This is a genomic window from Enterobacter cloacae complex sp. CDL013, assembly GCF_049238805.1.
GTDB classification, from domain to species: domain Bacteria; phylum Pseudomonadota; class Gammaproteobacteria; order Enterobacterales; family Enterobacteriaceae; genus Enterobacter; species Enterobacter hormaechei_C.
The window spans coordinates 1-19,798 of the sequence record NZ_JBMKGT010000007.1 but is presented as its reverse complement, the minus strand read 5'-3'; the positions used below and the strand labels follow the sequence as shown (position 1 = coordinate 19,798).

Below are 19,798 nucleotides of genomic sequence, written 5' to 3'. Positions count from 1 at the left end.
TTTTTCTCCCTGCCCTATACTTTCAGTCTGACTGACTGGAGGTTTCTATGTGTGGACGTTTTGCACAAGCCCAAACCCGTGAAGAATATCTGGCTTACCTGGCCGACGAAGGCGAACGCGATATCGCATATGACCCTGAACCCATTGGCCGCTACAACGTTGCGCCCGGTACCAAAGTGCTGCTGTTAAGCGAACGTGACGAACAACTGCACCTCGATCCGGTATTCTGGGGCTACGCGCCTGGATGGTGGGACAAAGCACCACTGATTAACGCGCGTGTAGAAACCGCAGCCACCAGCAGAATGTTTAAACCTCTTTGGCAGCATGGCCGGGCGATCTGCTTTGCCGATGGGTGGTTCGAATGGAAAAAGGAAGGCGACAAGAAACAGCCGTATTTTATTCATCGGGCCGACGGGCAGCCGATATTCATGGCGGCGATCGGCAGTACGCCGTTTGAGCGCGGCGATGAAGCCGAGGGATTTCTCATAGTGACCTCTGCTGCGGATAAAGGCCTCATTGATATACACGATCGACGGCCGCTGGTTCTGTCGCCAGAAGCAGCAAGAGAATGGATGCGACAGGATGTTGGCGGGAAAGAAGCGGAAGAGATCATTGCCGACGGTACAGTACCCGCCGACGAGTTTATTTGGCATGCTGTAACTCGCGCCGTGGGGAACGTGAAGAATCAGGGGGCGGAATTAATCGAGGTGGCTCATAAAATGGAAAAATGAGCTGCATACCCATTATGACCAGGAAGCAATGCCGCTCGGCGTTAATCCTGGAGAATCGTTCATTCCCTTTCTTCAATCCAGTTCACAAGCTCCGCAAACTGAGTTTCTGAAAATACCGCAATACCATGCTCGGAGAGTAATGACGCTGCCACTCCCATACCCGATTTACGCTGATTACTGAAAGAACCGTTGTAGATAAACTGAGTTCCGCACGTTGGACTACCATCAGTTAACAAAGCAGCAGTACATCCTGCTTCTTGTGCTGCTCGCAGAGCCAGCCAGGCTGCAAGTTGATAATGCCCGGTAACATCTGTTCCGGTGTTTTCAATTATTCTGGCTTGTCCACGCATTACGTCTTTACCCTCAGCAGACATAATCTCAGCGGGTGGTCTCGGAACAGGTAGCCCCGCAGCCAACTCAGGGCATTGGATCACCAGGCGCTGCTCCTGTTGCCAGCGAGCAAGTTGATGAGTCATCTGCGCTTTCTCTTTCCCGTTATAACGGACTTTAAGGCCCATCAGGCAGGCACTGACCAGTATTTTATTTATCATTGTTTAATAGTATTAAGATCCAAAACGCCTACGATTTTAACACCTTAACCCTTCTCATGAATTAAAGAATTTGACGTGGCAGCGTCTTTAGCTGGTACATAGCTGACGCTATGATCGGTGCCCTGTCCCGTGGAACTTTTTGAATAATGCCGGGTGATAATACGAAGGTGGCTGTCCTGTGACACGGCGGAACATCGTTGCGAAGGATGATGCATTATCGTATCCAAGAGTCAAGGCTACTTCATTTACGGGTTTTCCCGTTATCAACAATGCCAGCGCGCTAACCACGCATGCTCGTTGGCGCCAGACAGAAAATGACATGCCCATTTGCTTAAGGAAATGGCGACGAAAGGTGCTGTCGCTCATGAACAGCGCATTTGCCCAGCGCTCTGCTGGATCATGGATTGAGGGATTGAGTAAAAACGCCTGACAAAGAGCCAGTAGGGCCGGATGTCGCGGCAGCGGAATATCGAATTCGCGAACCGGCATAGCCGCCAGCTCCAATATCATCAGATTTATCAGTGCACGGTCACGCGTGCTTTCATACAGTGGCGGTAAATCCACTGACTCAAGCAATAGCTGACGTAATAATGGCGATACGCTAATAACTTCACAACGAGGATATTTTAAGAAGGCATTCACGAAATCTGGTTCTATATACAGACTGCGAGTAGTCACGCCAACAAATTTGACGGCGTGCATAGTTTCGGGTGGGATCCAAACAGCATGTTGTGGAGGAACAATCCACTCTCCATCCTGGGTTATGACATGCATTAATCCGGTCGCGCCATATAGCAGCTGCGCGCGGCGATGTTTGTGCTGTGGCAGCATAAATCCCTGCACATAGTCATTGCCTATCGCTACCACTTCACGATCTAGCTGCTCGACCTCTTCAATCTTTACGTTGCGCACACCCGTCTCCTTATGACCGATTTACAAAGGTAATTGAGCGCGGCGCGAATGGGAAGCAGGACGCTACCGGTATAAGCTGCGAAATCATTTTCAGGTCGAGGGTATGATTTTGAATGATATCGCAATCATTGCGCTGGCAGGCTTTACTACCGGTATTACCACCGTGCTTTTTGGCTTTGGCGGCGGCTTTGTCGTAGTACCATTCGTTTATCAACTAATGCTACGGCAGACCGAACTGGCACTAAACGCCATGCATATCGCGGTTGCTACCTCTACATCGGTGATGATATTTAACGCGGGCTGGGTCACCTATCGAAACTGGCGAGCTTGCGAGCTTTCATCGCAAATGTTATTCCCGTTACTATGGTTTATAGCCATTGGGGCTATCATGGGTTCCTGTCTGGCAGGAATATTTAGTGAGAGTGTTGTTCGCGCGCTGTTCATTTTCTACATGCTGGCAACAATCAGCGATTGTTTGTTGCGTAAGGGTTTTCTCGGAGGAAGTTCTCTGCGTCGCTTGTCATTTCCTGTAGTAACGGGCGGCGGAGTGACCATTGGTATGATAGCCGCATTGCTTGGCGTGGGCGGAAGCGTAATGACGGTACCCCTGTTACGGCGCCATGGTTATGCGATGCGTGAATGCATTAGTGCTTCTAATCCGCTTTCCCTGCCCGTCGCGCTATGTGGTGCCGTGACGTATGCAGTTATTGGCTGGCAAACTATTCCTGTGAATGGATTTCTCGGTTTTATCAATCTGAAAATTTTAGGTATGTTGGTACTAACAGGCTGGGCAGGAATAGTTTTTAGCCGTCGGGTTATACCTGCTGTACCTGATATTTGGCACGCACGAATCTATGTCATGCTGCTGTTCCTGGTGTTACTGGCGATGCTATTTCAGTAACCCTCTTTTATCGCAGCGACTAATGGCCCGTAATTATACCTGTCTCAATGTACCTTTCAGACACAAAGCGGACCAAAGCGTACAAAAAACCGGGCCTCGCGCCCGGTTCTGTTTAAACACTAAAAAAGCCTTACGCACTCAATCCGCGGTTCTCCAGCATCGGTTCGATCTTCGGATCGTGCCCGCGCCAGTTCCGGTAAAGTTCAGCTAGATCAGTGCTGTTGCCGCGGGACAAAATCGCCTCGCGGAATGTCTGTCCGTTTTCGCGGGTCAAACCACCCTGCTCGACAAACCACTGATAGCCATCGTCCGCCAGCATTTGCGTCCACAGGTAAGCGTAATACCCCGCCGCGTACCCGCCGCCGAAGATATGGGCGAAATAGCTGCTGCGATAGCGCGGCGGTACGGCTGGAAGATCCAACCCCTCTTTTTTCAACGCGGCGGCTTCAAAGGCTTCCACGTCTTCAACGAGCTCCTGAATGCCGTGCCAGTTCATATCCAGCAGCGCGGCGCTCAATAGCTCCGTCATGTCATAACCCTTGTTAAACTGGGTCGCATTGAGCATTTTTTCCCGCAGCGCATCCGGCATCGGTTCGCCGGTTTGATAATGACGAGCAAAGTGCGCAAACACCTGCGGATGGCTGGCCCAGTGTTCATTGATCTGCGACGGAAATTCAACGAAATCACGCGGCGTGTTGGTGCCTGAAAGCGTGGCATAGCGCTGGCTGGCAAACAGACCATGCAGGGTATGGCCAAACTCGTGGAACAGGGTAATCACATCATCCCAGGAGATCAGCGCGGTTTGCCCGTTCGCCGGTTTTTGATAGTTGCAGACGTTATAAATCACCGGACGCGCAGCAAACTCGTAAGACTGCTCAACAAAATTCCCCATCCACGCACCGCCCGCTTTGGAATCACGCGCGAAAAAGTCGCCATAGAACAGCGCCATGCCTTCACCCGTGTGGTCGAAAATCTCCCACACGCGAACATCCGGGTGATAAACCGGAATATCGAAACGCTCGACAAAACGAATACCGAACAGCTGCGTGGCGGTCCAGAATACGCCATCTTCAAGCACGGTATTGAGCGCGAAATAGGGTTTGATCTGCGACTCATCCAGCGCGTATTTCGCTGAGCGCACGCGTTCGGCATAAAACGCCCAGTCCCAGGCCTGCACCGTAAAACCGCCCTGCTCGTCGTCGATGACTTTCTGAATATCCGCCTGCTCCAGCGCAGCCCTGCCGCGCGCCGCAGGCACTATTCCGCGCATGAATTCGAGCGCGGCTTCCGGCGTTTTCGCCATTTGATCGGCAATGCTCCAGCTCGCATAGTTGTCAAAGCCGAGCAGCTGCGCCTGTCTTGCCCGTAACGCGGTAAGCCGACGGATCAACTCGCGCGTATCGTTTTCGTCGCCTTTCTGAGTGCGTTCCCAGCCCGCGCTGAACAACTTTTTACGGGTCTCGCGCAACGCCAGCGCCGCCAGCGCGGGCTGTTGCGTGGTATTCAAAAGCGGGATCAGCCAGCGCTCCTTCAGCCCTTTTTCTGCGGCAGCGTGAGCCGCGGCAGCCATCTCCTCCGCACTGAGCCCGTCAAGCTGGCGAACATCGTCCACCACCAGCCCTCCCGCCTTATTCGCCGCGAGCAGGCGCTGGTTGAACTGGCTGGTCAGGGTGGCGGCTTCGGTATTCAGAGATTTCAGCTCGGCTTTTTCATCGGCGTTCAGACGCGCGCCCGCAAGAACAAAGTGCTGATACGTCTCCTCCGTCAGTCGGCGGGATTCGGCATCCAGCGCCTCGCGATCCTGCCAGACGGCTTCCACGCGGGCGAAAAGCGTATCGTTTAGCCAGATATCGTTCGCCAGCCCGGCCAGTTCGGTGGAGAACTGCTCGTCCAGTGCCTGAAGATAATCGTTGGTGTGTGCGGACGTCATGGCGAAGAACACGCTGCTGACGCGCGACAGCATGGCCCCGCTCTTTTCCAGCGCCAGCACGGTGTTATCGAAGTCCGGCGCGGCGCGCTGCGCGATAATCGCGTCAATGTCTGCACGCTTCAGGCGCATTGCTTCATCAAACGCCGGGCGATAATGGCTGTCGTTGATCGCATCAAAACGTGGCGCCTGATAAGGCAACAGGCTAATTTCAAAAAAAGGATTGTTGACCGACATCGTTTACTCCTGTGCACGGTATTTCTCCCCAGAGTAGGCCAGCCTGCGCCAGCCTGCAATGGCGTCATACAAATGTTGCCTTAACGACGTGCCGGAGAGCGTGCTATGTTAGTACAACACAAAAAGCGTTGAGGAACAGTGAGATGATTATTTTAGTTACCGGGGCGACAGCGGGTTTTGGTGAAAGCATCACGCGTCGCTTCGTCGCCAACGGACACAAAGTGATTGCAACGGGGCGTCGTCAGGAGCGTTTGCAGGAGCTAAAAGACGAGCTGGGTGACAGCATTCTGACCGCACAGCTGGACGTCCGCAACCGCGCCGTCATTGAAGAGATGATTGCCAACCTGCCTGCCGAATGGCGTGAAATTGACGTGCTGGTCAATAACGCTGGCCTGGCGCTGGGTATGGAGCCTGCTCACAAAGCCAGCGTGGAAGACTGGGAGAACATGATCGACACCAACAACAAAGGCCTGGTGTACATGACCCGCGCCGTGCTGCCGGGCATGGTTGAACGTAACCGTGGTCATATCATTAACATCGGTTCCACCGCCGGAAGCTGGCCTTACGCGGGCGGCAACGTCTATGGCGCGACCAAAGCCTTTGTCCGCCAGTTCAGTCTGAACCTGCGCACCGACCTGCACGGAACCGCGATCCGCGTGACCGATGTTGAACCGGGTCTGGTAGGCGGAACCGAATTCTCCAACGTGCGTTTCAAAGGCGATGACGCGAAAGCGGATAAAACCTATGAAAACGCGAATGCGCTGACGCCGGAAGATATCACCGAAACCGTCTGGTGGGTCGCGAATTTGCCAAAGCATGTCAACATCAACACGGTTGAGATGATGCCCGTCAGCCAGACCTATGCCGGACTCAGCGTGCATCGCGGGTAATTCACCCTTCCCGGCCTGCGGGCCGGGTATGTGATGGCAGGGAAAAGAATGGTAGTATGTTCAGGTTAACTCTCTGAGAAATCACAACCCATGGCCGCTGAATCGCAACTTAATCCTACCCAGCCCGTTAATCAGCAAATATATCGCATCTTACGCCGTGATATTGTTCGCTGCCTGATCCCACCGGGAACGCCACTCTCAGAAAAAGAGGTTTCGGTACGTTTTGACGTTTCCCGTCAGCCCGTGCGCGAGGCGTTTATTAAACTCGCAGAAAACGGACTTATTCAGATCCGCCCACAGCGCGGCAGCTATGTAAATAAAATTTCGCTTTCGCAGGTACGGAATGGCTGTTTTGTTCGCCAGGCCATCGAGTGCGCCGTGGTGCGTCGCGCCGCGTCGCTCATCAACGATAACCAGTGCTACCTGCTGGAGCAAAACCTGCATCAGCAACGAATCGCCATCGACCGCAAACAGTTAAACGACTTTTTCCAGCTGGACGACGAGTTTCACCAGAAACTGGCGCAGATCGCCGAGTGCCAGCTCGCGTGGGATACCGTTGAAAACATCAAAGCGACCATCGACCGCGTGCGCTACATGAGCCTCGACCATGTTTCTCCGCCAGAGATGTTGCTGCGCCAGCATCATGATATTTTCAGCGCGCTGGAAAAACGCGACGTGGAAGCCGTTGATAAAGCGATGACGCTTCACCTTCAGGAAATTAGTGAGTCAGTTCAGTTAATTCGTCAGGAAAACCGCGAGTGGTTCAGCGAAGAATAAAACCTCGCCGCCCCCTTTCGGTTGCGGCGAAGTAATTAGCGGACCACTAATACCGGTATAGTGGCGTAGCGCAGGATAGTTTCAGCATTTGAACCCAGCAGATGGGTTGTCATGCTCGGGTTTCTTGATCCAATAACAATAACGTCATATTTCCCCTCTTTGCTGAGCTTGATGATTTCATCGCGTACGTTGCCGAAGCGAACTTCACAATCAATATTTTCCGGGGACATATCAAAGAGCCGTTTCAGCGCCTTCATCTTCTTATCAGACTCGGCGGTCATATACTCTTCGAACTTCTTAATATCGGCATTGAACCCCCGCAGTAACGAACGGCTGCTGTTAGGGAGAATGTTGACCAGGGTGATCGTCGCGCCTTCCGCCTTCGCGAGGTTGACCGCATGGCGTACCGCTTTATCGCTCAAATCCATTTCAAACACGTCAACAGGCATCAAAATTTTCTTATACATAAGCCTGACTCCTTTTCCGATGAAGGGTTATTTTCTGTCTCCAGAATGACATTGTGGATATAAACAAAGCCTAAACACTTGCATCCGGAAACTATCAATTAAGGAAAATAACTGTCCGCTTTGTAAAGTGGTGTCCTGAACCGTCAACGCCTGCATGAAATAAGAAAAAAGTGTGAGCTTGATCAAAAGCAAATAATTTCGTTAAAGAGAGGCGTATTAATAGTGCCCCGTGTACGGCAGCCGTCGAATTAGCGCCGTAGCGGATAAGTACGAGAGGAGAAAATACCATGATGACATACGACCGTAACCGAAATGCAATCACCACTGGCAGCCGCGTCATGATTAGCGGCACAGGTCAGTTCGGCGTGATTAAAGCGATCCACAGCGACGGCCTTAATGCCGAGCAGGTGCGTCGTGGTAAAACGGTTGAAGTGGAAGGATGCGAAGGTAAGTTCGAACCGATTGAGCTGATTCGCCTGGGGATGCACTAAGCTGCGCCCCGACATGCCGCCGCGGACGGCGGCATGTCATAGCGTTAAAGCCGGGTGGCGTACTCAGCAACCGTGGCCTTCGCGCCTTTTTGCAGCAACGTCTGATAAGCCTGCTTGACCGCCGCCACAAACACCGCGTCCTTCGGCAGCTCGTTACCGAAAATAGCCTCAATGCCCAACAGCGCATTAACGCGGCTTTCGCCTTCAGCGCTACCGTTTACCGCCGCCTGAATCACCGCCAGCTGCGGGTCGCTCACCTCAATCAGGTTACCCTGCTCATCCACACCGCCGACATAACGCATCCAGCCCGCCACACCGAGGGCCAGCAGCGGGAAGGGTTTCTGGTGGACCAGGTGCCAGCGCACGGAATCGAGCATCCGCTGCGGCAATTTCTGGCTACCGTCCATGGCGATTTGCCAGGTGCGGTGACGCAGGGCCGGATTGCTGTAGCGCGCGATCAACAGGTCAGCATAGTGAGCTAAATCCACCCCCTTCACTTTCAGAGTCGGCGCCTGCTCTTTCAGCATCAGCGCATGCGCGGCTGCGCGATAATGTTCATCTTCCATGCAGTCGTTAATGTGCTGATAACCGGCAAGGTAGCCGAGATAGGCCAGGAACGAGTGGCTGCCGTTAAGCATTCGCAGCTTCATCTCTTCAAACGGAATGACATCAGAAACCAGTTCCGCACCGGCCTTTTCCCACTTTGGACGTCCGGCGACGAAATTATCTTCCACCACCCACTGGCGGAACGGCTCGCAGGCGACACCTGCCGGATCGCGTACGCCGGTCAGCTGTTCGATTTTATCCAGCGTGTCAGCCGTGACGGCGGGCACAATACGGTCCACCATGGTTGACGGGAAGGTGACGTTCGCTTCAATCCAGTCGGCCAGTTCGCCGTCAACAGCGCGCGCGTAGGCGCAGGTGACATTGCGCATCACGTGGCCGTTCTCCGGCATGTTATCGCATGACATCACGCTGAATGCTGGCAGCCCCGCCGCCTTACGCCGCGCCAACGCTTCAACCACGACGCCCGGCGCAGATTTCGGCTGATGGGGGTTTTGCAGGTCGGCAACGATTAACGGATGATCGAACATCAGTTGTCCTGTTGCCGGGGAATGGCAATACCCTTTCTCGGTGATGGTCAGGGAAACAATGGCGACCTGTGGCTCGCACAGCGCCGCCAACACGGTTTCCAGCCCGTCGACCTGCGCATGCAGCGCGTTTTTGACGACGCCGACCACGCGCGCTGTCCACGCATCGGCAGACATCTCTGCTACGGTATAAAGGTTATCCTGTGCCTTCAGATCGGCGATCTGCTGTTCGCCGCCAATCAGGTTAACTTCGCAGTAACCCCAGTCGCTGCCCTGTTCTGCGGCGAGTATATCGGTGTACACCGCCTGGTGCGCGCGGTGGAACGCGCCAAACCCTAAATGAACAATGCGTGCCTTGAGGCTGTCGCGATCGTACTGAGGACGCGTTGCCTTCGCCTGTAATAACTGGTTTTCCATGATTGAGACTCGTTAATTAATGAACGCTGTGATCCGCTGCCGCTTCCTTTTCAGAGCGGCAGCGCCTGCTGACTACACCAACTAGAATGGCAGTCGGAGTCAAAAAACGCTGCCATTAACCATACTGATACGTCGTTTTCAGATCTTGATTTACATTAACTTTTCGCCATGTGGTGTGACATCAGTAAAAAGTTGTGTGACAGGTAACACAAGATGTAAACCACTAGCGGCGTGAAGAGAGCGCGCCGTAGGCTACCGCTTCTTTATGCGGCGCTTCGGCTGCATCTTCGGCTTCACTCAGATCGCGGTCGCGCACTTCCGGCATCAGCAAAGCGGAGACCAGCCCAATCAGCGAGTACGCCACCAGCATCGCCACAATTGGCCACCAGGACCCGGTCATATTGCAGAAGATCCCCGCCAGCACCGGACCAAAGCCTACGGCCACCAGCCCTCCCGCCTCTTTCGAGATTGCCATGCGGGTAAAGCGGTTCCGCGAACCAAACATCTCTGCCATGGTGATGTTTTCCAGCGCAAACAGCCCGAGGACCGCAAAGTTATGAATAACGATGATAGAGAGCATAATCACGCCCGGCGCGTAACTCTTATCAACAATAATCGACAGCATCGGGTAAGCCAGAATAATGGCTGAAATGTTAAGGATGATATACGGCAGACGGCGCCCCACTTTATCGGACAGCCAGCCCAGCAGCGGAATGGTGAGGAAGCCGAGAATCGAACTGATCATCAGCGCATCGGTTGGGATCGCCTTATCAAATAACAGCGTCTGCACCAGATACCCGGCAAGGAAGGTCTGGATAAGCCCAGAGTTACCGGCCTGCCCAAAGCGCAGCCCCGTCGCCAGCCAGAACGATTTGCTCTTAAACATCGCGCCTAATGAGGTATCCTGCGCCGCCGCTGGCGCAACGGTTTCGGCGTCGTTAACCTTCTCAAACACCGGGCTCTCTTTAAGGTTCATACGCAGCCAGATGGCGAAGATCATCACCACCACGCTGGCGAGGAATGGCACGCGCCAGCCCCAGGCAATAAGTTCTTCACGATCGAGGGCAAAGAACATCACGGCCCAGATCGCCGTGGCGCTCAGCGTTCCGCAGTTGGTGCCCATGGCCACCAGCGAGGAGATGATGCCGCGTTTACCCTTCGGCGCGTACTCCGCCAGCATGGTGCCCGCACCGGAGATTTCTGCCCCCGCGCCAAGCCCCTGAATAATACGCAGCGTCACCAGCAGCACCGGTGCGAAAATCCCGATCTGCGCGTAGGTCGGTAGCACGCCGATTAAGGTGGTACAGATCCCCATCATGGTGATGGTGATAAACAGCACTTTTTTACGGCCAATTCTGTCGCCCATTCTGCCGAAGATAAATGCCCCGACGATACGCGCGATGTAGCCTGCGCCGTAGGTGCCCATCGCCAGGATCAGCGCCATGGCCGCCGATTGCTCAGGGAAGAAAATTTCATGAAACACCAGCGCGGCGCCAAGGGAGTAGAGCTGGAAATCCATAAATTCCAGGGCGGTGCCCAGCCAGCCAGATACGGCGGCTTTCACCAAATCTGACGTACTTCTTTGAGGTTGTGCTTGAGTCATAATGGCTATCTCTGAAAGGTAAGATGCGTACCACTTAGAGCCTGTCTTCGCAGGCTCTTAACCGCGTGAATTATTATTGGTCGAACGTGAGCAAGACTTTGCAGCACTGCCGCTGGTCTTTTTCAAACAGTTCGATGGCGTCTGTAACGTGGTGATAGTCAAATGTATGGGTGACCAGTTTTTCAGGGTCGATCAGCCCTTTTTCCAGCCAGTCAATGACCACCGGGAATTTGTTGGCATTCAGGCGCGAAGAGAAGATCGACAGCTCTTTGCCGGTGATCCCCTGCTGCACGATCTGGCTCGGGTCGCTGGAAAATCCCATCAGCACGATGCGCGCCGCCGGAGACGCCAGCGTAATCGCTTCCTGCAAAATGGACGGATGACAGGCAGCATCGATGATTAATGTCGGCTTGATGCCTTTTTCATCCAGCGCAGTCTGTAACGACTGCTCGCCGTTGTTGAAGACCCAGTCTGCGCCGCTGCGTTGCGCCATCTCCAGCCGCTCATCAATGCGATCTACCACGATGACCTGCTTCACCTTGTAAACGCCCTTCAGCGCCTGCACGGTGACCAGCCCCATCGGGCCTGCGCCGTAGATCAGCGCCACGTCCTGTTCGGTGGGTTTCGCCTGCCCCGTCACGTTGGCGGCAATGGTGAATGGCTCAACCATCACCGCGTGTTTGTCAGGGATCGCATCCGGAATGTGCCAAGCATTTTTCGCCGGCACGACGGCGTATTCGCTGAAACCACCGTCGCGATGGACGCCCAGCACCACCAGCGAGGTGCAAACGTTCGGTTTACCAACGGAACAGGGGTAGCAGTGCCCGCAGCTGATCACCGGATCCACCGAAACGCGCTGACCCAGTCGGGTGCCCTCCACGCCTTCGCCAACCGCGTCTATTTCGCCAAAGAATTCGTGACCGATTACCCGCGGATATTTTGCAAACGGGTTATGCCCGCGATAGATATGGCTGTCTGAACCGCAGATACCGGCGAGCTTAATTTTGACGCGGACGTCGCCTGCCCCAGGCAACGGGAGAGGACGCTCCTCAATCTCCAGCGCATTCGGCTGTTGGATCACTACGCTTTTCATCATTCGCTCCTCGTTTACCAGTTCCAGAGAGTGCCGTCTTCCAGACGGGCCACCGGCAGATAAGCCGGATCGTACGGGTATTTCGCTGCCAGCTTCTCATCAAACTCAATGCCCAGCCCTGGCTTGTCGCCCGGGTGCATATAGCCGTTATCGAAGCGCCAGCTGTGCGGGAACACTTCCAGCATCTGCTCTGAATAACCCATATACTCCTGCACACCAAAGTTCGGTACCCACAGGTCAAAATGCAGCGCCGCGGCGTGGCAAATCGGCGACAGATCCGACGGGCCGTGTGAGCCGGTACGCACCTGGTAGAGTGAGGCAAAGTCCGCAATGCGACGCATCCCGGTGATGCCGCCCGCATGGGTTATGGTGGCGCGGATATAGTCAATGAGCTGCTCTTCAATCAGCTGCTTGCAGTCCCAGATGCTGTTGAACACTTCCCCCACCGCAATTGGCGTGACGGTGTGCTGGCGGATCAGGCGGAAACACTCCTGGTTTTCAGCGGGAGTCGGATCTTCCATCCAGAACAGGCGGTAATCTTCAATACTTTTGCCGAACCGCGCCGCTTCGATGGGCGTCAGACGGTGGTGCATGTCGTGAAGGAGATGTTCACTGAAACCGAACTGGCTGCGCACTGCGTCGAACAGTTTGGGCGTGAAGTCGAGGTATTTCTCGGTGGACCACAGCTGCTCTTCCGGCCAGGCGCCCTTGGTCGCAGGTTCATACGCCAGCCCTTTGCCTTTGGCCATGCCGTAGGTGGTTTTCATTCCCGGCACGCCGCACTGCACGCGAATTGCCTTGAAGCCCATCTCTTTATGACGGGCATAATCTTCCAGCACGTCGTCAATGGTGTGCCCGGTGGTGTGACAATAAACCATCACCCCTTCCCGGGAAGCCCCGCCCAGAAGCTGATAGAGCGGCATGTTCGCGGCTTTCGCCTTAATGTCCCATAGCGCCATATCCACGGCAGAAATCGCTGACATGGTGACCGGACCACGACGCCAGTAAGCGCCTTTATAGAAGAACTGCCAGATATCTTCGATGCGGTGCGCATCGCGGCCAATCAGCTGAGGGCACAGGTGATCTTTCAGGTAAGAGGCAACGGAAAGTTCGCGTCCGTTCAGCGTGGCATCACCCAAGCCGACAATGCCTTCATCGGTCGTAATTTTAAGGGTGACAAAGTTACGCCCCGGGCAGGTGACAAATACTTCAGCCCCGACAATCTTCATAATCCATTTCCTTACATCGCTCGTTGTGATGGAGGAAATTTACGCAACTACACTACTACCATACAAGTATAATGATCGTAAAATCAGCGGGCGATCACACTATAAGGACGCTTATGCGCGTCCCCAACCGGCCACGATGATCAACATGCCGCACAGGGCAATCAGCGCGCCTGCCCAGTCATACAGGCTTAGCCTGACGCCATCGACAACGCGCAGCCACAGCAGCGCGGTACAGACATACACTCCGCCGTAGGCCGCATATACCCGCCCGCTGGCGGCCGGATGCAGGGTGAGCAGCCAGACAAAAAGGGCCAGGGACACACCCGCCGGGATCAGCAGCAGCGCGGAAGCGCCCCGCTTTAGCCAGAGCCACGGCAAAAAGCATCCGATGATTTCGCACAGCGCGGTCGCGAAAAAAAGCAGCGTCGTTTTGAACATTTTTCTCGTTTCGTGAGGATTGATTTAGACATCATACGCGATAATGTTCACATCGTTCCCATACCTGCCGCGCGGGTATGACACCCTTTCGGATTGGTGTAGAATCCAACGGGGTAATCCGATTGTCTGCACCCGTTTAAAGGAAACGCTATGACTACATTAAGCAAACGCCTTTGTCTGACAGCCGCACTGGCACTGTCCTCGTTCGCCTTCGCCGCAACGGCATCAGCCGAAACCAGCAAACTCATCATTGAGTCTGGTGACAGCGCGCAAAGCCGCCAGAATGCTGCCATGGACAAAGAACAATGGAATGACACCCGCAGCCTGCGTCAGAAAGTGAATAAGCGCGTGGAGAAAGAGTGGGATAAAGAAGACGTCGCGTTTGATGCCCGCGACAAATGCCAGCAAAGTGCCAACGTCAACACTTACTGGGAGCCTAACACCCTGCGCTGTCTCGATCGTCGCACTGGCCGCACGGTAGCACCGTAATGTCGACGCCGTGTGACGTTAAGCTCCGTCCGCTGGAGCGCGAAGATTTACGCTTTGTTCACCAGCTCGACAACAATGCCAGCGTGATGCGCTACTGGTTTGAAGAGCCTTATGAGGCGTTTGTCGAGCTGTCCGATCTCTACGATAAGCATATCCACGATCAGAGTGAACGCCGGTTTGTGGTGGAGTGCGAAGGTGAAAAAGCCGGGCTGGTTGAACTGGTTGAGATCAACCACGTTCACCGTCGGGCGGAATTTCAGATCATTATTTCACCGGAGCACCAGGGGAAAGGTCTTGCGTCGCGAGCGGCAAAGCTGGCGATGGATTACGGGTTTAACGTCCTGAATCTCTACAAGCTTTACCTTATCGTCGACAAAGAGAACGAAAAAGCGATTCATATCTACCGTAAGCTGGGCTTTATGGTGGAAGGTGAACTGATCCATGAGTTCTTTATTAACGGCGAATACCGTAACACCATACGCATGTGCATTTTCCAGCATCAGCATCTGGCCGGGCATAAGTCCTCCTCCGCCAGCCTGCTTAAACCTACCGCGCAGTAACCTGCGCGGTTTTATTCTCAATAATATTCAATGCTGTTTTTGATGGTGTACTTGCGCTCAACGGCAGGTTTGACGCTGTCATCTGTGATCACCAGCTCACAGTTCACCGGGTTGTTGTGGCGATCGTAATCACAGCTCTGCTTTACATTGCCCATCGGTTTATCGTTCAACAGGCTTACCGCCGTATAATCCATGCGCTTGCGCAGATCTTTCGAAGGCACCGACTTGACCGATAAACGCTGGTCGCCGGAAACCGTAGTTTTACCCAGCGGATAGCCGTCGGCGTCATACTGGTACTTCACTTCCATCTCTTTACTGTGCGCTGCAACCACAAACCCGTTATCGTCGGTGTCCCACGTCAGGCCGGCAGACGGCAGTTCCGCCAGCTGGCATTTCCCCTGCAACTTTACCTTCTGCTGCTGGGTTTCCGCATCGACGTAGTAGTTAGCATCCAGCACCAGCGCAACGCCCGTATTCGCTTCGAGATCGTGCAGTTCAAGCGTATCGAAACACCCTTCCGTTGACATCGTGCCGGTCACACGTTTAGAGACTTCACCCTTATCGTTAAACAGCGTCTGGGTAAAATCCTTCACCGGCCCGCGCAGAGGATCAAAGTCAAACTCGTTCGAAAAGCTCGCCATCTCCGGCGTAAATGACAGCGGCGCGGAGTTGTTGTCGCATCCCACCAGTACCGTTGCCAGTAGCGTTATCGCTGCGTATTTGTTCACATCATTTACCGTTCAGAGAGAGATACAATCATATTAGCAAATACAGCAACTTACATAACAGCACTTCATTTGACTCTTCGCGCTTTATAAATCCGTCGTTTGCATTGACGAGACCTGCCAAAGTGGCTACTTTGGGCGCGGAAGATTCCACACTATTATAAAATTAGATTCTTAAATTTTCGGGTTAACATCATGATTTACGACTGTTTTTTATACTATGACGAAGATATGTTGCTCGACATCAGATTACATACTCTCGCTGATGTCGTTGACCGTTTTGTCATTGTAGAAGCAACACACTCTTTTACGGGCATACCGCGAGAATTGCATTTCGATATTACGAAGTTTGCCAAATTCAAAGACAAAATCATTTACGTGCCTTTTGACGCGCAGCCTATTTTAAACCGGGCGGATAATAACCAGGTTGATGCATGGGCAAATGAAGCAGCGCTTCGCAACTCCATTATGAACGGGTTAAAAGACGCGGCAGACGACGATCTGATTCTGGTGTCAGACGTTGACGAAATCTTCTCTCCCGACACGGTCAGGGCCATTAATCCGCGCGCGCTCTGCACGACTATTCATCAAAACGTATTCAACTATCAGTTTAATCTCCAGGTTCACAACACGGATGGTACGCCTAGAAAATGTACTTTGCCGCGCGCGACGTCCTATTACAACCTTAAGCATTTCTTCCACGGTGAGCCTGAATCTTTCCGAAACTGGAAGCGTGCGCGCAAAGATAAAAACTGGTCATGGTTTAAATGGAACTGGCTAAAAATCAATAATAAGATTGTGAAAGATGGCGGCTGGCATTTCTCCTGGGTAATGACCCCAGAAAGAATTTCTGAAAAAATGTCTACCATTTCTCATACCGAATACGATCTGCCGGAATTCAATAACCCGGAACATATTATGAAGGTTATCACCAACGCCGAAGATATCTGGGGACGAGACCGAAAACTGGTCAGGCAAGAGGTATCAAAACGCACCCTGCCTTCTTATCTGGTAGACAATCAGCACCATTATTCGCAATTTATTTTATGACGCAGGCAGGGCTCCAGGACAATTCAGAAAGACAGACCCAAAAACAAAAGCTTACCCTAGCCTGCTATGCTTACAGTCTACACAGTGAAAAGGAGCTACAGATGAAACGGTTACCCTGGATTACCGCCCTGCTGTTAATGAGTGCTTCACCCGCTCTTCTTGCGGCCCCGGATTCCTGCGAGCGCGTGAAAAGCGACATTCAGCAGAAGATTATCAACAACGGCGTACCGGAGTCTGGCTTTACCCTGAACATCGTCCCGAACGATCAGGCCGATCAGCCGGATGCGCAGGTCGTTGGGCATTGTGCCAACGATACTTTCAAAATTTTGTACACCCGCACCAGTAGCGGCAACTACCCGGTGAGCGGCGCAGGTACGCAGGAGAATGCGCCCGCTGAGCCGCAATGATTTTCCCACTCAATTCCCCTGATTTGACGAGGATTAATATTTAATACCTCTAAATAAGTAACACCCCCCCCATCATTAGCCCGGTTGTAGTCACGGGTGAAAATAATTATTAACAATGATGGGGTGAGTCATGTCCGAAGTTGAACATCACGGCGGGATAAGCCGTCGAACTCTGGTTAAATCTACTGCCATAGGATCTCTGGCGCTTGCCGCCGGTGGGATCGCATTACCTTTTGGTCTAAAAAGCGCCGCCGCCGCTGTGCAGTCCGCTATTCAGCCCGCAGATGACAAAGTCGTCTGGGGCGCCTGCTCGGTAAACTGCGGTAGCCGTTGTGCGCTGCGTCTGCACGTTCGCGATGACGAAGTCTATTGGGTTGAAACGGATAATACCGGCGAGGATGTTTACGGCAACCATCAGGTTCGCGCCTGCCTGCGAGGCCGTTCAATTCGCCGTCGCATCAATCACCCAGACCGTCTGAACTATCCGATGAAACGCGTGGGCAAACGCGGAGAAGGCAAGTTTGAGCGTATCACCTGGGAAGAAGCGCTGGACACCATCGCCACGAGTCTGAAAAGCGTGGTCGAAAAATACGGCAACGAAGCGGTCTACATTAACTACTCCTCCGGAATTGTAGGCGGCAACATCACCCGTTCCTCCCCTTACGCCTCGCTGGTCGCGCGCCTGATGAACTGCTACGGCGGCTTCCTCAGCCACTACGGCACCTACAGCACCGCGCAGATCGCCTGCGCAATGCCCTACACCTACGGCAGCAACGACGGCAACAGCACATCGGATATCGAAAACACCAAACTGGTGGTGATGTTCGGCAATAATCCGGCGGAAACGCGCATGAGCGGCGGCGGGATCACATACTTCCTTGAGCAGGCGCGCGAACGGTCAAACGCGCGGATGATCGTTATCGATCCGCGTTATACCGACACTGCCGCAGGGCGTGAAGACGAGTGGATCCCGATTCGTCCGGGCACCGATGCCGCGCTGGTGGCAGGTATTGCGTGGGTGCTGATTAATGAAAATCTTGTCGATCAACCTTTCCTCGATAAATACTGCGTGGGTTATGACGAAAAAACCCTGCCGGAAGGCGCACCAGCTAATGGTCATTACAAAGCCTATATTCTCGGCCAGGGTGATGACAAAACCGCGAAAACTCCGGATTGGGCGTCTCGCATAACGGGCATCCCTGCCGAACGCATCATTAAGCTGGCCCGTGAAATCGGTTCGGCGAAACCGGCCTACATTTGCCAGGGCTGGGGCCCGCAGCGTCAGGCAAACGGGGAGCAAACGTCCCGCGCCATCGCCATGCTGCCGATCCTGACCGGCAACGTCGGCATTAACGGCGGTAACAGCGGCGCACGCGAATCGACCTACACCATCACCATCGAACGCATGCCGCTGCCGGAAAATCCGGTGAAAACGCAAATCTCCTGCTTCAGCTGGACGGATGCCATCGTGCGTGGACCGGAGATGACCGCCCTGCGCGACGGCGTACGCGGCAAAGATAAGCTCGATGTGCCGATCAAGTTCATCTGGAACTACGCGGGTAATACCATCATCAACCAGCACTCCGATATCAACAAAACTCACGACATTTTGCAGGATGAGAGCAAGTGCGAAACGATCGTCGTCATTGATAACTTCATGACCTCGTCTGCGAAGTATGCCGATATTGTTCTGCCGGATCTGATGACCGTCGAGCAGGAAGATATCATCCCCAACGATTACGCCGGCAACATGGGATACCTGATTTTCCTCCAGCCGGTTACCGCCCCGAAGTTCGAGCGCAAGCCCATTTACTGGATCATGAGCGAAGTGGCGAAACGCCTCGGACCGGATATCCATCAGAAATTCACCGAAGGCCGTACGCAGGAGCAGTGGCTGCGCTACCTGTACGCCAAAATGGTCGCCAAAGATCCGCTGCTGCCGTCCTACGACGCGCTGAAAAAAATGGGTATTTATAAGCGCAAAGATCCAAATGGACATTTTGTGGCCTATAAAAAATTCCGTGACGATCCGGATGCCAATCCGCTGAAAACCCCGTCGGGCAAAATCGAGATCTACTCCAGCAAGCTGGCGGATATTGCGGCAACCTGGGAACTGCAAAAAGACGAAACCATCACCCCGCTGCCGGTCTATACCTCAACCTTTGAAGGCTGGGACGCGCCCGAGCGCAGCAAATTCCCGCTGCAACTGTTCGGTTTCCACTTTAAAGCCCGTACCCACTCCAGTTACGGCAACGTAGATGTGCTCCAGGCCGCCTGTCGCCAGGAGGTGTGGCTTAACCCTGTGGATGCAGAGCAACGAGGTATCAAAAATGGGGATATGGTGCGCGTCTTCAACGACCGCGGCGAAGTGCGCATTGCTGCGAAAGTCACCCCGCGCATCATGCCCGGCGTAAGCGCGATGGGCCAGGGCGCCTGGCATGACGCCAACATGAACGGCGATCGTGTCGATCACGGCTCCTGCATCAATACCCTGACCACGCACCGCCCGTCACCGCTGGCGAAAGGCAACCCGCAGCACACGAACCTGGTGCAGATCGAGAAGGCATAAGGATTAACCGATGACAACCCAGTATGGATTTTTTATTGATTCCAGCCGCTGCACCGGGTGCAAAACCTGCGAGCTGGCCTGCAAGGATTACAAAGACCTGACCCCGGACGTTAGCTTCCGTCGTATTTATGAATATGCGGGCGGCGACTGGCAGGAGGATAACGGCGTCTGGCATCAGAATGTCTTCGCCTATTACCTGTCGATTGCCTGCAACCACTGCGAAGATCCGGCCTGCACCAAGGT

At 53.8% G+C, this 19,798-nt stretch carries 20 protein-coding genes and 1 pseudogene; 11 read left to right on the top strand and 10 right to left on the bottom strand.

Annotated features, from left to right (window positions below):
• Positions 1–47: 47 nt before the first annotated feature.
• Positions 48–731, top strand: coding sequence for an SOS response-associated peptidase (locus ACOTXD_RS15280; protein ID WP_003857392.1), 684 nt, complete (start codon positions 48–50; stop codon positions 729–731).
• Between the two features lie 59 nt (positions 732–790).
• Here the strand turns inward: ACOTXD_RS15280 and ACOTXD_RS15275 are convergent, their stop codons facing one another.
• The gene (locus ACOTXD_RS15275) at positions 791–1,282 is read right to left on the bottom strand and encodes a DUF523 domain-containing protein (protein WP_061856143.1); all 492 of its coding nucleotides are present in this window, start codon (positions 1,280–1,282) and stop codon (positions 791–793) included.
• A gap of 108 nt (positions 1,283–1,390) precedes the next feature.
• Positions 1,391–2,194 (bottom strand): AraC family transcriptional regulator, encoded by an 804-nt coding sequence (locus ACOTXD_RS15270; protein WP_039268873.1) that lies wholly within the window; start codon positions 2,192–2,194, stop codon positions 1,391–1,393.
• Positions 2,195–2,303: 109 nt separating this feature from the next.
• Between ACOTXD_RS15270 and ACOTXD_RS15265 the strand changes: the two genes are divergently transcribed.
• The gene (locus ACOTXD_RS15265) at positions 2,304–3,095 is read left to right on the top strand and encodes a sulfite exporter TauE/SafE family protein (protein WP_032645704.1); all 792 of its coding nucleotides are present in this window, start codon (positions 2,304–2,306) and stop codon (positions 3,093–3,095) included.
• 130 nt (positions 3,096–3,225) lie between these two features.
• Here ACOTXD_RS15265 and dcp read toward each other — a convergent pair whose 3' ends face one another.
• Positions 3,226–5,259: a peptidyl-dipeptidase Dcp gene (gene dcp / locus ACOTXD_RS15260; protein ID WP_061856144.1), complete on the bottom strand. Its 2,034-nt coding sequence runs from the start codon at positions 5,257–5,259 to the stop codon at positions 3,226–3,228.
• Positions 5,260–5,402: 143 nt separating this feature from the next.
• Here dcp and ydfG point away from each other — a divergent pair, with 143 nt between their 5' ends.
• The gene (gene ydfG, locus ACOTXD_RS15255; RefSeq protein WP_003857402.1) at positions 5,403–6,149 is read left to right on the top strand and encodes a bifunctional NADP-dependent 3-hydroxy acid dehydrogenase/3-hydroxypropionate dehydrogenase YdfG; all 747 of its coding nucleotides are present in this window, start codon (positions 5,403–5,405) and stop codon (positions 6,147–6,149) included.
• Between the two features lie 90 nt (positions 6,150–6,239).
• Complete coding sequence (locus ACOTXD_RS15250; RefSeq protein ID WP_003857403.1) at positions 6,240–6,926, top strand: GntR family transcriptional regulator; 687 nt, start codon at positions 6,240–6,242, stop codon at positions 6,924–6,926.
• Positions 6,927–6,961: 35 nt separating this feature from the next.
• Here the strand turns inward: ACOTXD_RS15250 and ACOTXD_RS15245 are convergent, their stop codons facing one another.
• Positions 6,962–7,393: a universal stress protein gene (locus ACOTXD_RS15245; RefSeq protein WP_003857404.1), complete on the bottom strand. Its 432-nt coding sequence runs from the start codon at positions 7,391–7,393 to the stop codon at positions 6,962–6,964.
• Between the two features lie 287 nt (positions 7,394–7,680).
• Between ACOTXD_RS15245 and ydfZ the strand changes: the two genes are divergently transcribed.
• Positions 7,681–7,884 carry a putative selenium delivery protein YdfZ gene (gene ydfZ / locus ACOTXD_RS15240; RefSeq protein WP_003857405.1) on the top strand — a complete coding sequence of 68 codons (204 nt, stop codon included), beginning with the start codon at positions 7,681–7,683 and terminating at the stop codon, positions 7,882–7,884.
• Positions 7,885–7,928: 44 nt separating this feature from the next.
• Here the strand turns inward: ydfZ and ACOTXD_RS15235 are convergent, their stop codons facing one another.
• The 5 genes from ACOTXD_RS15235 to ACOTXD_RS15215 all read right to left on the bottom strand — a co-directional run bounded on the left by ACOTXD_RS15235 (position 7,929) and on the right by ACOTXD_RS15215 (position 13,755).
• A complete protein-coding gene (locus tag ACOTXD_RS15235) occupies positions 7,929–9,392 on the bottom strand; it encodes a mannitol dehydrogenase family protein (protein ID WP_061856145.1) in 1,464 nt (487 codons plus the stop codon).
• 223 nt (positions 9,393–9,615) lie between these two features.
• Positions 9,616–10,995: an MFS transporter gene (locus ACOTXD_RS15230; RefSeq protein ID WP_023314073.1), complete on the bottom strand. Its 1,380-nt coding sequence runs from the start codon at positions 10,993–10,995 to the stop codon at positions 9,616–9,618.
• 73 nt (positions 10,996–11,068) lie between these two features.
• Positions 11,069–12,088: a Zn-dependent oxidoreductase gene (locus ACOTXD_RS15225; protein WP_003857408.1), complete on the bottom strand. Its 1,020-nt coding sequence runs from the start codon at positions 12,086–12,088 to the stop codon at positions 11,069–11,071.
• A 14-nt stretch (positions 12,089–12,102) separates the two neighbouring features.
• On the bottom strand, positions 12,103–13,317 hold the full coding sequence (gene manD, locus ACOTXD_RS15220) for a D-mannonate dehydratase ManD (protein WP_023314071.1): 1,215 nt from the start codon (positions 13,315–13,317) through the stop codon (positions 12,103–12,105).
• 111 nt (positions 13,318–13,428) lie between these two features.
• Positions 13,429–13,755 carry a YnfA family protein gene (locus ACOTXD_RS15215; RefSeq protein ID WP_003857412.1) on the bottom strand — a complete coding sequence of 109 codons (327 nt, stop codon included), beginning with the start codon at positions 13,753–13,755 and terminating at the stop codon, positions 13,429–13,431.
• Between the two features lie 150 nt (positions 13,756–13,905).
• Between ACOTXD_RS15215 and ACOTXD_RS15210 the strand changes: the two genes are divergently transcribed.
• Both ACOTXD_RS15210 and speG read left to right on the top strand, forming a co-directional pair.
• Positions 13,906–14,244 carry a DUF1283 family protein gene (locus tag ACOTXD_RS15210; RefSeq protein WP_421766452.1) on the top strand — a complete coding sequence of 113 codons (339 nt, stop codon included), beginning with the start codon at positions 13,906–13,908 and terminating at the stop codon, positions 14,242–14,244.
• Positions 14,244–14,804, top strand: coding sequence for a spermidine N1-acetyltransferase (gene speG, locus ACOTXD_RS15205; RefSeq protein WP_003857416.1), 561 nt, complete (start codon positions 14,244–14,246; stop codon positions 14,802–14,804). Before ACOTXD_RS15210 ends, speG begins: the two co-directional genes overlap by 1 nt.
• A gap of 17 nt (positions 14,805–14,821) precedes the next feature.
• Here the strand turns inward: speG and ACOTXD_RS15200 are convergent, their stop codons facing one another.
• Complete coding sequence (locus ACOTXD_RS15200; RefSeq protein WP_048243999.1) at positions 14,822–15,532, bottom strand: YnfC family lipoprotein; 711 nt, start codon at positions 15,530–15,532, stop codon at positions 14,822–14,824.
• A gap of 192 nt (positions 15,533–15,724) precedes the next feature.
• Between ACOTXD_RS15200 and ACOTXD_RS15195 the strand changes: the two genes are divergently transcribed.
• From ACOTXD_RS15195 to dmsB, 4 genes and pseudogenes are all read left to right on the top strand, one after another.
• Positions 15,725–16,579, top strand: a complete 855-nt coding sequence (locus ACOTXD_RS15195) for a benzoate transporter (RefSeq protein ID WP_003857421.1) — start codon at positions 15,725–15,727, stop codon at positions 16,577–16,579.
• 101 nt (positions 16,580–16,680) lie between these two features.
• Positions 16,681–16,986 (top strand): DUF1161 domain-containing protein, encoded by a 306-nt coding sequence (locus tag ACOTXD_RS15190; RefSeq protein ID WP_003857424.1) that lies wholly within the window; start codon positions 16,681–16,683, stop codon positions 16,984–16,986.
• Positions 16,987–17,116: 130 nt separating this feature from the next.
• The gene (gene ynfE, locus ACOTXD_RS15185) at positions 17,117–19,555 is read left to right on the top strand and encodes a selenate/tellurate reductase subunit YnfE (protein WP_045617311.1); all 2,439 of its coding nucleotides are present in this window, start codon (positions 17,117–17,119) and stop codon (positions 19,553–19,555) included.
• 10 nt (positions 19,556–19,565) lie between these two features.
• Positions 19,566–19,798, top strand: a pseudogene (gene dmsB, locus ACOTXD_RS15180) (dimethylsulfoxide reductase iron-sulfur subunit DmsB); the annotation flags it as partial.